Raw genomic sequence first — 14,374 nt, 5'->3', positions numbered from 1 at the left:
AAGGTCACAGGTTCAAATCCTGTCCCCGCAACCAACTTAAATTGTTCACCCTCGAACGTTGCAGCGTTCGAGGCTTTTTCGCGTCACACGCGAACCGCAAACGCGGCGAAGCTCTCAACCCCGCTGTACGCGTCGGGAGCAATCTCCTGCCACTATCCTGCCGCGCGCGCGTTCAATGGCAACCTGATTGCCGAAGGACGCCCTTTGCCACAATATCTTATCGCACAGAGCGAACTGCCCGAGGAACGCCAAGCCCGTCGAGGACGGGCCGGGAAAAGCTCGGGCGAAACCTATGCCGCAACGCTTCGACAAATCGTGCCGGATGCCGAGGTCGCCATCGTCGCACCTGCCGATGAGGGCGCGCGTGTATTCACGGCGGAGGGCATCAGCGGTTTCGACGGGGTGTTCCTGACCGGCTCGCCGATGCACGTCTATGACGAAACGCCCGAGGTTGCGCGGCAATTGGCGTTCATGCGCGCGGTGTTCGCGTCGGGCGTGCCGTCGTTCGGGTCGTGTGCGGGCTTGCAGATCGCGGTTGCGGCGGCGGGTGGAAAGGTTCGACGGATGCCGCGTCGTATGGAGGCGGGCGTCGCCCGCGGTATCGTTGCGACCGATGCGGGACGCGATCATCCCCTGCTGGACGGGCGGGGGAGGGTTTGGGAGGCTGGGGCGATTCATGGAGATGAGGTTGAAGCGCTGCCGCCAAATGCTGTTGTGTTGGCAGGGAATTGCGTGACGGGCGTTCAGGCCGCGGAGATCCGTTTTGCCGGTGGCGTGTTCTGGGGCGTGCAATATCACCCCGAATTGTCGCTAAAGGAGATTGCGGTCGCCCTGCGGGCGCAGGCGGAGGAACTGGTCGCGGAAGGATTGGCGGCGGAAGAGCGCGACGTTGCCGATCAGGCGGCGCTGCTCGAACGGCTGCATGCCGAGCCGGACCATGCGCCCACACGGTGGAAGCTGGGGATCGGCGACGAACTGGCGGTCGAGGCCAACCGGCGGCGCGAGCTTTGCAATTTCCTTGCCCATCTGAAGAGGCTGCGGGACAAGGCGGGATGAAGTGCTTCTTCGACGATCGCCAGCTTGCTCATGCGCCCGAGCGGGAGTTTCACAATGGCGGTTGGGCGATCCATGCGGAGACGACGGCACGCGCACAGTCGATCGGGGCTGCGCTGGGCCAGTGGGAAGCGCCAGGCGATCATGGGATCGAGCCGATCACGGCGGTGCATGACGCGCGCTACCTGGCGTTCCTGCGGACCGCGTGGGACGACTGGGTTCGGGAAGGGCGCGAGGGCGAGGCGATCGGCTATGCCTTTCCGGTACGGCATCGGCGGCCACTGGAGCTGACGCGTATCGATGCGCGGCTGGGCGCGTTCAGCATGGACGCGTCGACGCCGATCACGGCGGGCAGCTGGGACGCGGCCTATTGGGGTGCGCAATGTGCGGTGAGCGCCGTCGAGGCGCTGGTGGAGGGCGCGCGGAACAGTTTTGCGCTGTGCCGGCCGCCGGGGCATCATGCGGGTGCCGATTATCTGGGTGGCTATTGCTTCCTGAACAATGCCGCGATCGCGGCGCGGCGGGCGATGGCCAAAGGGCTGGGGCCGGTGGCGGTGCTCGACGTCGATTATCATCATGGCAATGGCACGCAGGACATTTTCCTGAACGATGGCAGCGTGTTCTTCGTGTCGATCCATGCCGATCCGCGGACCGACTATCCGTTTTATTGGGGGCATGCCGACGAACGCGGCGAGGGGGCGGGGATGGGTGCTACGCTGAACCTGCCGCTGCCGCGGGGGACCAACTGGGATGCTTATCGGCCGGCTCTGGCGCAGGCGCTGGCGGCGATTGCGGCGTGGGGGGCAAGGACGCTGGTCGTATCGTTCGGGGCCGATACCTATGCCCATGATCCGATTGCCGGTTTTGCGCTAGAGACGGTGGATTTCGGCGCGATGGGGCGGATGATCGGGACGGCGGGTCTGCCGGCGGCGATCGTCATGGAGGGCGGCTATGCGGTCGAGGCGCTGGGGGCGAATGTCGCGACGTTCCTGTGCGGCATCGAAGGTGACGAAGGTGCCACGTAACGGCACTTGCCGGTGTCACCGCAATCGATTGTTGTCACGCATCCGAAAGCTGATATAACGCGGCCAAGGCTCGCGAAGACGGGCGTCTGCATGAGGATGTCCGATGCGCTTGCCAGCTTCCAAGCCCCATTTGTCGCTTCCCCGTATCCTCGAGATGAATCTCGGCTTTCTCGGCCTGCAATTCTCGTTCGGGTTGCAGCAGGGGAACATGGCGCCGATCTACAGCTACTTAGGCGCGTCGGAGGCGACGATCCCGATGCTGCAGCTGGCAGGACCCATGACCGGCCTGCTGGTGCAGCCGCTGATCGGGGCGCTGAGTGATCGGACCGATAGCCGCTGGGGACGGCGCACGCCCTATTTCCTGCTGGGCGCGGTGCTGTGCGCACTCGGCCTGTTCTTCATGCCGCTCAGTTCATCGTTGTTGATGGCGGTGTCGCTGCTGTGGATCCTCGATGCCGGCAACAACATCACGATGGAGCCGTATCGCGCCTATGTCAGCGACCGGCTGAACGAGGACCAGCACCAGATCGGGTTCCTGACGCAGAGCGCGTTCACCGGCGCGGCGCAGATGCTGGCGTTCCTGACCCCGTCGCTGCTGGTGTGGGCGGGGATGAACCAGGACTGGGTCGATTCCCACAACATCCCCTATACCGCGCGGATCGCGTTCATGGTCGGGGCGGTGCTGAGCTTCTCGACGATCCTGTGGTCGATCTGGCGCGTGCCCGAATTGCCGCTGGCCCCGGAAGAACGCGCCCGCATCGCCGCCGAGCCGAAGGGGTTCGGTGCGATGCTGAAGGAGATCGGATCGGCGATCCGCGACATGCCGCTGGCGATGCGCAAGCTGGCGCTGATGAGCCTGTTCCAATGGTATGCGATGGCCGCGTACTGGGCGTATGTCATCTATTCGATCGGCCGGTCGGTCTATGGCACTGCCGAGGCGACGTCGTCGGGCTTTCATTCGGCGGTGCTGACCAATGGCGAGATGGCGGCATTCTATAACGGGGTCGCGTTCCTCGCCGCCTTCGCGATGGTGCCGCTGGCCAAGCGGATGGGTGCGGCGAGCCTGCACGCAATCTGCCTCGTCCTCGCCGGGATCGGCATGGTCTGGCTGCCGCATGTCACCGAAAAGTGGATGTTGTTCCTGCCCGCGATCGGCATCGGCATCGGTTGGGCCAGCATCATGGGCAACCCTTATGTGATCCTTGCCGGATCGATCCCGCCCGAGCGGACCGGGGTCTATATGGGCATTTTCAACATGATGATCGTGATCCCGATGCTGATCTTTTCGGGGACGATGTGGCTGTTCTACGACAGCCTGCTGGGCAGCGATCCGCGCAACGTGCTGACGCTGTGCGGAGTCCTGATGTTCGCCGCCGCCGCCGCGGTGTGGACGGTGCGTGAGCGCAACAGCGCCGGGCTGCCGGTCGGCGCGACGCCGGATGCAGCGGCGTGACCATCGCGCTGCACGGGGATGCGTCGAGCCTGATCCTCGAAGCGCAGGACGGCGCCGCGCCGTTGTGGCGCTGGTGGGGGCCGCGCGTCGATGCGGGCTCGCTGCCGCCGCTCGCCGATACCCGACCGCAGGCGTCCTTCTCGCTCGACCGGGATCAGCCGCTGACGCTGGTGCCGAGTTACGGCACCGGTTGGTTCGGGCCGGCGGCCTTGCGCGCGCATCGCGGGGGGCAGGCGTTTGCGCGGTGGTTCGACGATGTTGCCATCGACGCGGAAGCGGACGGTGTGACTGTCACGCTGATCGACCGGACCGCGCGGGTGACCGTGGTGCAGCGGATCGCGATGACGGGCGATGTGCTGACGCTGTCGGCGAGTGTCACCAATGACGGCGACGACGTGTTGGACGTCGAATGGCTGGCGGCGGGGACGCTGCCGCTGCCCGGCGACAGCGCCACGATCCGCAGCTTCACCGGGCGGCACAATGCCGAGTTCGTGTGCCATGACGAGGCGATGCCGGCGCATGGGTGGGTGCGGGAGAACCGGCGCGGGCTGACCGGCCATGCCGGGCCGCCGGGGCTGTTCGTGGTCGGGCCGGAGGCAGGCTGGCACCATGGGCGGGTGCATGGTGCGCAACTGGCATGGTCGGGCAATCACCGGTTGTCGGTCGAACGTGACGATGACGGGTTCTGGGTGGTGCAGATGGGCGAGGCGCTGGCCCCCGGCGAAATCCGCCTTGCGCCGGGCGAGACCTATGCGACGCCCGAGATGCTGGCGACCTGTTCGACCACCGGGTTGAACGGCGCGGTGCAGGCGTTCCATGCCGCCGTTCGGGCGCGCGCGCCATGGGGCGGGGCGATGCGCCCGCGCCCGGTGCATGTGAACAGCTGGGAAGGTTTCTATTTCGACCATGACGAGGCGGCGCTGATGGCGCTGGCCGATCGGTCGGCCGCGCTGGGGGTCGAGCGGTTCGTGCTCGACGATGGCTGGTTCAAGGGGCGCGGCGACGACACCGCCGCGCTGGGTGACTGGGTTGCCGATCCGGTCAAATATCCGCGCGGGCTCAAGCCGCTGGCCGAGCATGTCGTCGGCCTCGGCATGCAGTTCGGGCTGTGGGTCGAACCCGAAATGGTCAATCCCGACAGCGATCTGGCGCGCGCGCATCCCGACTGGGCATTGCAGCTGGACGGGGTGCCGATGGTGACGTCGCGCAACCAGCTGGTGCTCGATCTGGGGCGGGCGGAGGTTCGCGCGTATCTGTTCGATGCGATCGATGCGCTGCTGCGCGATCTGCCGATCGCCTATCTGAAATGGGATCATAACCGCGATCTGGCGCCCGCCGGCGATGCGCGCGGGCGGGCGGGATATCACGCCCAAGTCGTCGGTGCCTATGCGCTGATCGATCGGTTGCGGGAGGCGCATCCGGCGGTGGAGATCGAGGCGTGCGCCGGGGGCGGCGGGCGCAGCGATGCCGGCATCGCCACGCGGACGCACCGCATGTGGACCAGCGATTGTATCGACGCGGTCAGCCGGGTCGCGATGCAGCGCGGCTTCCTGCATTTCCTGCCGCCCGAGATGATGGGATCGCATGTCGGGGCCAGTCCGGCGCACTCGACCGGGCGCAGCCAGGGCATGGCGTTCCGTGCCGCCGTCGCGCTGCCCGGCCATTTCGGGGTCGAACTGGACCCGGCGGCGATCGCGCCGGCCGATGCGGTGACGCTGGCGGCGGCGATCGAGCGGTACAAGGCGTTGCGCGACCGGCTGCACCATGGCCGGCTGTGGATGGGCGAGGGCGGCGACGGGCTGCTCTGGCAGATGCACGGGGAGCCAGGCGACTGGTTGCTGAGCGTCAGCCAAGTGCAGCCGATGACGGTGCGCCATCCGCTGCCGTTGTCCCTCCCGCCGCTGGCGGGGGCGGGGCGGGTGCGGGTGCGGCTGCTCGATCTTGCCACCACGCCCGGCCACCCGCTGCCCGATGCGCCGGTCTTTGCCGCGATGCGCGACGCGGGCGTCGTGCTGGACGGCGACTGGCTTGCCCATGCCGGCCTGCCGATCCCGGCGATGAAGGCGGAGAGCGTCGCGCTGTTCGCCATCACCGCCGCCTGAACCCCCTTTCCTGTCGAGAGCCCTACCCATGACCATGCCCGCCCGCCGTTCCGCCGCCGACCAGCCGCTGCCGACCCATTGGAGTATCGATGCCGCGCGCTTGGCCGCCGATCAGCCGGAACTGGCGCTGCCGGTCTTCTCGCTCGACGATCTGGCCCCGGTGGTGCCGGGGCACGACGTGTGGGACATGTGGCAGATCGCCTATGCCGATGGGCGGACGGCGTTTATCGACGATCGCAGCTGGTGGTTCTTCCTGATCACGCCGCAATTCGCCGATCCCGACGATCGGCACGATGCGGCGCGCATCCGGTTGACCAGCCATGGCGCCGATGGCTGGCGCGACCATGGCGATGCGTTCCCCGACGGGTTCACGCCGGGCAGCCGCGAATGGTCGGGGTCGGCGGTGCTGGCCGAGGATGGCATGACGCTGACCATGTATTTCACCGCATCGGGGCGGCGGGGGCAGGCGCGGACGTTCGAACAGCGCCTGTTCGAAAGCGTCGGGCGCTTTGCCGACGGCCGGGTCGGCGACTGGTCGGTGCCAATCGAATCGATCGCCGCCGATGGTGCGACCTATCTGCGCGCCGATCAGGCCGACGCGGTCGATGGCCGGATCAAGGGCTTTCGCGATCCGGGCTATTTCCGCGACGGCGCCGATGGGGCCGAATATCTGTTGTTCGTGGGGTCGGCCGGATGGGTCGACGACGTGCATGACGGGGTGATCGGCGTCGCGCGGCGCGATACGCCCGATCAGCCGTGGCGGCTGGCGGCGCCGCTGCTCGAATCGATCGGGGTCAATAGCGAGCTGGAACGACCGCATATCGTGGCGGTCGACGGGCGCTATTATCTGTTCTGGTCGACGCAGGCGAAGCGCTTCGTGCCGGGCACGGGCGCGCCGACCGGGCTGTACGGTGCGGTGGCCGACAGCATGGCCGGGCCGTGGGTGCCGCTCAACGGATCGGGGCTGGTCGCGGGCAATCCGCCGGCCGAGCCGTATCAGGGCTATTGCTGGTGGGTGACGGGGGAGCTGGACGTCATCAGCTTTGCCGATTCGGTCGGGCTGAACGGGGCGGAGCCGGTCGACGGGCCGACGCGGCGGAAGCATTTCGGCGGGACGGCGGCGCCGTGGTTCCGGCTGGTGCTCGACGGGGACAAGGCGCGCTGGGTGATGTGAGGCGGTTGCGTTTGGGAGGATGGGGGCGTCGCCGGTTCGGTCCGGCGGCGCCTTTTTTTGGCGCATGGACCTTTCGCCAAATGCGTCGCCCCAGCGGAGGCTGGGGCCTCCCGCGGATACTGCTGCGTGCTGTCACCGGGAGATCCCAGCCTGCGCTGGGATGACGGTTGTGGTGTGAATGCCGCCACGCTTCGCGCACAAAAAAAGGGCGGTCCGGCCGAAGCCGTGCCGCCCGTTCAGGCTTGGGAGCGGGTTAGAAGCGGTAGCGGATCGAGCCGGTGACCGTCCGGCCATAGAGCGCGGTGTTGTTGAACACGGCGCTGGTCGACGACAGGATCGGGTTCAGGCTGCCGCCGCCACGGAAACCGAGCTTGTCGAACAGGTTGTTGACGTTCAGCCCCAGTTCGATGCGGTCGACCGGGCGTACGGTCACGAAGCCGTTGACGAAGGTCGAACCCTTGATCGTGTAGAGGTTGAAGTCGTCCGAAGGCGTGCTGGTCTGTCCGTTCACGCTGACGCCGAACGCGACCACGCCCGCGTCATAAGACGGCGAGATGACGTAGAGGAATTCGGGCAGGCCGCCGGGGCGGTTGCCGACCAGGGCCGCCGTCGCGCTGCTGACGATCTTCGAATTCGAATAGGTCGCATCGGCGGCGAGGTGGAAGTTGCCGTAGTTGATTCGGCTCGAAAACTCGACGCCGAACGAGCGATAGCCGTTCGAGATGTTCGGATCGTTGTTCGGCGCCGGATTGTTGATGCGGGTGAAGTCGTAATTGTTTTCGGTCAGCGTCGAGCGGAAGCCGGTTATTTCCACCGTGTACGACGCGTCGGCGACGCTGCCGCGCTGCTTCAGGCCGATTTCCTGCTGGTTGAGGAAGTTGACCGAGGTCTGCTGCCCCTGCGCGTTGAGCGAGCCGTCGGCGTTGAAATTGCCCGACAGGACGCGGCGATCGGCGTTGAAGCGGCCGCCGCGGCTGACGCGGGCGAAGGCGCTGGTATTGCCGCTGAACGCATAGAGCGCACCGACCGACCAGCTGACATAGCTGTCGCTATAGTCGATCTTCTCGGCGGTGGGGTTCAGGACCAGCGACGGGAGGAACGCCGATCCCAGCGCGTCGCTGGCGCGGACGGTGGGGCCGGCGACGCCGCCCTGTGCCGTGCCCTTGCCACTGACATTGTCGTAGCGGACCGAGGCGTCGAGGTTCAGCCCGCCGGTTTCATAGCCGACCTGCAGGAACGGGGCGACGTCGGTGTAGCTGAGATCGACGCGACGCGCGCAGCAGCTGCCCCAATTGTCGTTGAAGCCGGCCTGACCCGCGGCGGTCAGCTGCGTGCCGATCGGGTTGAACAGGTCGAGCGGTGCCGCATTCTCGCCGTTGATCTCGGCGAAGTTGCGGTTGACGTGCCAATCCTGTTCGATGTTCTGCTGCATCACGAACACGCCGGTCGACACTGTCGCCTTGCCACCGCCGACGTCGAACTTGCCGTTCAACGCGAGGTTGTTGGCGAAGTTGTTCATGTTTTTCATCAACGTGTTGATGTTCGGATTATTGTTGACGTAGGTCCCGGTGTAGAGCTGGCCCTGATTGGGACCGGCGGCATAGCGGATCGAGCCGACGATCTGTCCGTTGACGGTCGACCCGATCACGCCGCCCGCACCGGTGCGCGGCGCGACGTTGATGAACTGGGTCGTGAAATTGCCGCTGATCCACTGATAGCGCAGCGTGTTGTCGAGCGTGATGTTGTCGGTCAGGTCGTAATGGAACTGTGCCCCCAGGCCGGTGACGCGCGGGTGGATGCCCTGGATCTCCGCGCTGCGCAGGCCACCGCCGTCATAGTCGAGATACTGGAAGCGGCGGTTGTAGATCGAATAGGACGACCCGTCGCGCCCGTCGAAGGTCGGCAGCGGGGTAAAGCCGGTGACCTTGTTCCCGTCCAGCGTCGCGATCGACGGGGTGGTGGTGTTGGTCGGCGCCTGTTCGTCCAAGCGCTTGAAATACAGGCGGACGAAGCCGCGGCCGTCGGGCAGGTCCTTGGTGATGTTCGCCTTGATCTGATAGCCGCGCAGGATGTTGAAGCGTTCGTTGGTCAGGCCGCCGCCGTTGCGGGCATAGCCACCGACATGGAAGCGCAGCGTGTCGTTGATCGGCGCGCCGTAATCGAAATCGACGCGGTGTTCGCGGAAACCGATGCCGTTCGAATAGGCGACCTGGCCGCCGGCCTTGTCCCCGGTCTTGCTCAGATAGTTGATGACCGCGCCCGGCGCCTGGCTGGAGAAGGTCGAGGCGGAGCCGCCGCGCACCGCTTCGACGCGTTGGACGTTCTGGTCGAAGCGCAGCCAGTAATCGTTGTTGCCGAAGTTGATGTCGCCGAACAGGACGGTGGGCAGGCCGTCTTCCTGCAATGCCACATATTCCGAACCGCCGGTCGACACCGGGATGCCGCGCACGCCAATATTGGCGTTACCACCGGGGCCGGCGGTGTCGCTGGGCTGCAGGCCGGGGATGTTGCGCAGCACTTCGGCTTCGGAACGCGGCGTGAAATTGGTGATCGCTTCGTTGCTGAGCTGCGTGACCGAGATCGAGCTGCGGAAGCGCGAGCGTTCGCCGCTGCTGGCGGTGACGACGATTTCGTCGGTCGCCTCGGCCGGATCGGGGATCGCTCCGGGGGCTTCGCTGGTCGTCTGTGCATCGGGGGCGCCCACCTGGGCAATGGCTGGCGACGCGACGAACAAGGCGATCGGCGACGCGCAGGCAAGCAGAACCGGCATCTTCATGGCAAACCCTCCATAAACGGCTCACTTGCAGGAGCCTGTTGTCCGCTACATACCGACCTCGCAATCGTTTGCAAGCGGTAACGCAAAGGTTTGCAACGTCGGCTGGCGTACGCTCAGCCGACCGCGCCGATCTGTTGCAGAAAGGCCGCATGGGTCGGCATCGACCGGGCCATGCCATCGATCGCGCCGGCCAGCCGGTCGACGAAGCTGGCGCTGTTGGTCGTGTCGAGCAGCGGGTCGAGCGCGACCGGATCGTTCAGCTGGCCGATATGCACCGCCAGCCAGCTGGGCGGGCCGAACAGGTCCATGTCGCGCGCGACGAGGCGACCGCCATGGCGGAAATGCGCGATCTTCAGCGCGACGGTGCCGGGCACGGCCATGGCGGCGCAGTCGCGCCAGAGCGGCGCGTCGTCGCGCGTCGTCAGCTTGTAATGCAGGATCAGGAAGTCGCGAATGCGTTCATATTCGGTGATCGCGACGCGGTTATATTCGTCGATCAGCAGCGGGTCGAAGTCGCGTGTCGGGAAATAGGCGAGCAGCTTGGCGATGCCGGTCTGGATCAGGTGGATGCTGGTCGATTCGAGCGGCTCCATGAAGCCACTCGACAGACCGATCGCGACGACGTTGCGGTTCCAGAAGCGCCGCCGCCGTCCGGTCGTGAAGCGGAGGAACCGCGGATCGGCCAGCGCCGGCCCGTCGAGATGACCGAGCAGCGTCGCAGCGGCTTCGTCGTCGGACAGATGGCGGCTGCAATAGACATAGCCGTTACCGGTGCGGTGTTGCAGCGGGATGCGCCATTGCCACCCGGCGGCGCGCGCGGTCGATCGGGTATAGGGGGTCAGGCCGTCGCCACCGGTGACGCACGGCACCGCCACCGCACGATCGCACGGCAGCCAGTGCGTCCAGTCGTCATAGCCGGTCGCCAGCGCCCCTTCGATCAACAGGCCGCGAAACCCCGAACAGTCGATGAACAGGTCGGCGGCAAGGGTGCGGCCGTCGTGCAGCGTGACGCTGGCGACATCGCCGCTTTCCCCGTCCAGCGCGGCGTCGGCGACCTTGCCCTCGACCCGCACCACGCCGCGCGCGTCGGCATAGCGGCGCAGGAACGCGGCGTAGAGGCCGGCATCGAAATGATAGGCATAGTCGAAGGTCGAGGCGACGTTGCGCGGATCGGCCAACGGCCGGGCGAACCGGCCATGCTTGGCCGCACCCCATGCCATCGACAGGTCGTCGAGCGGGACCGGCGACCCGGCGGCACGCGCCGCCAGCCAATGCTGGTGCACCGCGACCAGATCGAACGGTTTGCCGAAGGTGCCGAACGGGTGGAAATAGCGGTGCCCCTGCCGCGCCCAGTCGACGAATTCGATGCCGAGCTTGAAGCTGCCTTTCGTCTCACGCAGAAATTCGGCCTCGTCGATGCCGAGCGTGTCGTTGAACAGCTTGATCGGGGGGATCGTCGCCTCGCCGACACCGACCGTGCCGATCTCGTCCGATTCGACCAGGGTGATCGCACAGCGTCTGCCGAGCGCATGCGCGAGTGCCGCGGCGCTCATCCACCCCGCCGTGCCGCCGCCGACGATCAGGATCGAGCGAATTGCCGATTGCGGTTGGTCCACGCTGCGCTCTCCATCGCTCCGTGCTTTTCGCACGGTTCGGCGGCGGTGTAGAGGGGGTTGAGGCCTACTGCAATCGTATGCGCTGGTGCCCGGAACGGGGATTGCCCGACACCGACCGCATCGCAGCGGCGACATGGTCGGACGATCGGTGGCGCCGGAATTGTTGACTCAGGTGTCAGCAGCGCCCAACCTTGCCCCATGGCACATCAGCATCCGCTCGCCGTCGCGCCGGGCGACATCGACCATATGGGGCACGTCAACAATGCGGTGTACCTGTCGTGGGTACAGGACGCGGTCGTCGCCTATTGGGAACGGGTCGCGCCGGCCGAGGCAGTGGCGAAGCATCTGTGGGTCGCGCTGCGCCACGAGATCACGTATCGCCGGCCCGCCTTCCTCGACGACACGATCGTCGCGACGGTGGTCGCCGAGCGGGTCGAGGGGGTGCGCGCCTATTTCTCGACGCTTATCCGGCGGGGCGAGGAGGTGCTGGCCGAGGTGCAGAGTACCTGGTGCTCGCTCGATTCAATCACCAAGCGGCCGGCGCGGCTGGCGCGTGACGTCGTCACGCGCTTCCTTCCCGAATAACGATTTCGTTTTCTGCAATTGCGGTGAAAACCTGTGCAGTTGCGATATTGCACTGCAAAATGCACATCTCCGGCAACGAAACGACGCATGAGCGTCAACCCCAAACAGCCGGAGAAACACCATGCGCAGCTTTGCCGCCGCCGCCGCTTTTCGTGTCGCCCTCGTCGCCGCGGGCATGCTGATCCCGACGCTCGCCTCGGCGAACGAGATCGAGCGTGACGGCTACAAGTTCGATTACACCCGCAGCGTCGCCGACAATGGCGCGACCGTCCTGTCGGGCACCGTCGTCACCAGCGGCGAGCCGTTCCGCCTCGAAGTGCGCGACCGCAACGTGTCGGGCGAAGTCGGTGGCCGTCCGGTCCGTTTCCGCATCGCCAAGCCGCTGACGCCGGTTAAGCAGGTCGCTGCCCGCTAAGCGACACGACCTTCCCGGTCCGAAGCGCCCGTCCCTGCAAAGGGGGCGGGCGTTTTGCGTTTGGGGTGGTTGGCTGCGACTGACGCTCTGCCCGTTCGTGCTGAGTAGGGGCTGAGCTTGTCGAAGATCCGTATCGAAGCACCCGCGGCGGGCCTTCGATACGCCATTTCGACTTTGCTCAATGGATACTCGGGACGAACGGTCGGGAACATGAGGCTCGGCTCTTCGGTCCCGGCGTCATTGATTCGCTGACGAACCGGCCATCCCGCCATAGTCGATCCGCCACAGCCGCAGCGGCGAGCCCTTGGGGAGCGGCACCGGGGTCAGCCAGCCCGGCACCCTGTTATGCGCCAACTGGTCGTAGAAGCCGCCGGGCGAACGGGCACGATAGACGGTAGTCTCGGCCATGTTGGGGCAGGTCAGCAGATAGGTCGCGCCGTGGCGGCGGGCGATGGTGCGGAAGTTTTCGGGATCGCCCTGGAACGCGTGATGCACGTCGAGGATCGCGTCGCCATTGCGATGATAGGGGCCGGTGATGCCGTCATGATGCGTCGCGACGATCAGGCGGGGGCCGAGATCGACATGGGTGAACATCACCGCCGCCGGAATCCGGTTCAGCGCCTGTAGCGCGGGCAGGCTGGCGCAGCGGGCGCTGGCGCGGAGGATCACCTTGGTGCGGGCGTCCTGCGGCTTGATGCGGACATGTTTGGCGAGGCCGCGGTTGGGCAGCATCGAGAGCAGCTTGCTGACCTGATCGACGGCGAGGTTGCCGAGGATGAGGACCGAGACCAGCGCCGCCGTGCCGAGGACGCGCACCGCAGCGCTCTTGCGCGACAACAGCCACGGCACGACCATCCATGCGAGCGCGACGGTGCCGGGGATCGCCAGCAGCTGTGCGGCGGGGCCCGAGCGGATCTGCCAGAACAGCATCGCCACCGCGAATGTCGTGAACAGCGTGACCACCGCCCAGCCGACGAAATCAGCCGACCGCCGTGCGCGCCATGTCGCGAAGATCGCGCCGATCAGGCCGATGATCGGCCCGGTGACGATCAGCAGGATGGTGCGGCCGGGCATGGTGTAGAGCGGTTTCGCCTCGCGCACATTGTTGAGCCAGGTGCGCGCCAGTTCCTCCGACACGCCCTCGGGCCTTTGCAGGCATTGCGGGAACAGCGTCGCGAAGGCGCCGGCCAGCGCGCCGCCCGCGATCAGCGTCAGCACGAGGCGCACGCTCCACGCCTTCGGGCCGATGCGCGCGATCATCACCAGCAGCGCGCCGCCGGCGACCACCGCCGACAGCCAGACCGGGGTCAGCGCGTCGCAGCGCATCGCATAATTGGCGTTGGAGGCGAAGGCGACGAAGCCGATCGCGCTCGCCCCGGCCAGCGTCGCGCCATAGACGGTCAGCCGCCGCGCCTCCGCCCGATCCCACACCCAGCGCAAGGCGACGATCGCCCCGGCCATCGCGCAATAGGGGAGCAGTTCGAGGCCGATGGTCAGCGACGCGGCCGAGGACAGGCCGACGACCATGCCGCCGCGCGCCTGTTTGCGGTCGGCGATGCCGGCGACGGTCCAGGCGAGACAGGCGAGCTGCCAGCCATGATGGTCGATGCGTTCGGGCATGAACATCAGCAGCGTCGACGAACAGCCGAGCAGGAACAGCACCGCCAGCGGCCATGCGACCGGCGATACCAGCCGCCGCACCGTCACCGACAGCGCGATCAGCGCGACGCCCATCGGCAGCAGCGGCGCGATGCCGACCGCCAGCCGCTCGGCCCAGATAGGTCCGGCAAAGGGTTTGAACAGCAGGATCAGCCCGGCGATCGGCAGGTCGACCAGCCGCGACCAGTGGATGTCGAGCCCGACCGGCGGGTTCAGCCGGTATTGGCGCAGATCGTACCAGCCCTGTCCGCCCATCCACGCGCGGACCTGCATCAGCCGCATATTGTCGTCGGTATCGGACAGGGCCAGCCAGTGAACCGCGTTCCACCGCTGCCACAGAAACCATGCCGCCATCACGACCCAGGCGAGCAGCAGCCAGCGCAGCCAGTGCCGGTCGAGTTCGTGGGCGAAGGAGGGATGCCTGGTCAAAACTACTTTCCCCCGCGCGCCGCGCATTCTACGGCGGCTGTCCAGCCATGGTGGCAAAGGCGGCGCTGTATCGGATGGCGCGCAAAG

The 14,374-nt window shown here is 66.7% G+C and carries 10 protein-coding genes; 7 read left to right on the top strand and 3 right to left on the bottom strand.

All coding sequences use genetic code 11. From position 1 onward, the window contains the following. Positions 1 to 204: 204 nt before the first annotated feature. From ACTHQV_RS16965 to ACTHQV_RS16945, 5 genes are all read left to right on the top strand, one after another. The gene (locus ACTHQV_RS16965) at positions 205 to 1,056 is read left to right on the top strand and encodes a type 1 glutamine amidotransferase (protein ID WP_440491916.1); all 852 of its coding nucleotides are present in this window, start codon (positions 205 to 207) and stop codon (positions 1,054 to 1,056) included. After that, positions 1,053 to 2,078: a histone deacetylase family protein gene (locus ACTHQV_RS16960; RefSeq protein ID WP_440491915.1), complete on the top strand. Its 1,026-nt coding sequence runs from the start codon at positions 1,053 to 1,055 to the stop codon at positions 2,076 to 2,078. Before ACTHQV_RS16965 ends, ACTHQV_RS16960 begins: the two co-directional genes overlap by 4 nt. Before the next feature lie 103 nt (positions 2,079 to 2,181). Further along, positions 2,182 to 3,531: an MFS transporter gene (locus ACTHQV_RS16955; protein WP_440491914.1), complete on the top strand. Its 1,350-nt coding sequence runs from the start codon at positions 2,182 to 2,184 to the stop codon at positions 3,529 to 3,531. After that, positions 3,528 to 5,633, top strand: a complete 2,106-nt coding sequence (locus tag ACTHQV_RS16950) for an alpha-galactosidase (RefSeq protein WP_440491913.1) — start codon at positions 3,528 to 3,530, stop codon at positions 5,631 to 5,633. Before ACTHQV_RS16955 ends, ACTHQV_RS16950 begins: the two co-directional genes overlap by 4 nt. A gap of 28 nt (positions 5,634 to 5,661) precedes the next feature. Beyond that, the gene (locus tag ACTHQV_RS16945; protein ID WP_440491912.1) at positions 5,662 to 6,807 is read left to right on the top strand and encodes a glycoside hydrolase family 68 protein; all 1,146 of its coding nucleotides are present in this window, start codon (positions 5,662 to 5,664) and stop codon (positions 6,805 to 6,807) included. Between the two features lie 253 nt (positions 6,808 to 7,060). On the opposite strand, the gene ACTHQV_RS16940 is transcribed toward ACTHQV_RS16945, so the two are convergent. Further along, positions 7,061 to 9,583 carry a TonB-dependent receptor domain-containing protein gene (locus tag ACTHQV_RS16940; RefSeq protein WP_440491911.1) on the bottom strand — a complete coding sequence of 841 codons (2,523 nt, stop codon included), beginning with the start codon at positions 9,581 to 9,583 and terminating at the stop codon, positions 7,061 to 7,063. 113 nt (positions 9,584 to 9,696) lie between these two features. Continuing rightward, positions 9,697 to 11,199: a tryptophan halogenase family protein gene (locus ACTHQV_RS16935; RefSeq protein ID WP_440491910.1), complete on the bottom strand. Its 1,503-nt coding sequence runs from the start codon at positions 11,197 to 11,199 to the stop codon at positions 9,697 to 9,699. 198 nt (positions 11,200 to 11,397) lie between these two features. Here ACTHQV_RS16935 and ACTHQV_RS16930 point away from each other — a divergent pair, with 198 nt between their 5' ends. Together ACTHQV_RS16930 and ACTHQV_RS16925 are read left to right on the top strand one after the other, a co-directional pair. After that, the gene (locus ACTHQV_RS16930; protein ID WP_440491909.1) at positions 11,398 to 11,784 is read left to right on the top strand and encodes an acyl-CoA thioesterase; all 387 of its coding nucleotides are present in this window, start codon (positions 11,398 to 11,400) and stop codon (positions 11,782 to 11,784) included. Positions 11,785 to 11,905: 121 nt separating this feature from the next. After that, positions 11,906 to 12,199, top strand: coding sequence for a hypothetical protein (locus tag ACTHQV_RS16925; protein ID WP_440491908.1), 294 nt, complete (start codon positions 11,906 to 11,908; stop codon positions 12,197 to 12,199). 237 nt (positions 12,200 to 12,436) lie between these two features. On the opposite strand, the gene ACTHQV_RS16920 is transcribed toward ACTHQV_RS16925, so the two are convergent. Further along, positions 12,437 to 14,287 carry an AcrB/AcrD/AcrF family protein gene (locus ACTHQV_RS16920; RefSeq protein ID WP_440491907.1) on the bottom strand — a complete coding sequence of 617 codons (1,851 nt, stop codon included), beginning with the start codon at positions 14,285 to 14,287 and terminating at the stop codon, positions 12,437 to 12,439. Positions 14,288 to 14,374: the final 87 nt, after the last annotated feature.

Source organism: Sphingomonas sp. SAFR-052, from assembly GCF_051965015.1.
Taxonomy (GTDB): Bacteria; Pseudomonadota; Alphaproteobacteria; order Sphingomonadales; family Sphingomonadaceae; genus Sphingomonas.
Note: the sequence above shows the minus strand (reverse complement) of the source record. Positions and strands in the feature narration are given on the sequence as shown.

Coding starts and splice junctions, on each gene's coding strand:
- ACTHQV_RS16930 (WP_440491909.1), top strand. CDS start 11,398: ATGGCACATCAGCATCCGCTCGCCGTCGCGCCGGGCGACATCGACCAT.
- ACTHQV_RS16945 (WP_440491912.1), top strand. CDS start 5,662: ATGACCATGCCCGCCCGCCGTTCCGCCGCCGACCAGCCGCTGCCGACC.
- ACTHQV_RS16940 (WP_440491911.1), bottom strand. CDS start 9,583: ATGAAGATGCCGGTTCTGCTTGCCTGCGCGTCGCCGATCGCCTTGTTC.
- ACTHQV_RS16960 (WP_440491915.1), top strand. CDS start 1,053: ATGAAGTGCTTCTTCGACGATCGCCAGCTTGCTCATGCGCCCGAGCGG.
- ACTHQV_RS16955 (WP_440491914.1), top strand. CDS start 2,182: ATGCGCTTGCCAGCTTCCAAGCCCCATTTGTCGCTTCCCCGTATCCTC.
- ACTHQV_RS16925 (WP_440491908.1), top strand. CDS start 11,906: ATGCGCAGCTTTGCCGCCGCCGCCGCTTTTCGTGTCGCCCTCGTCGCC.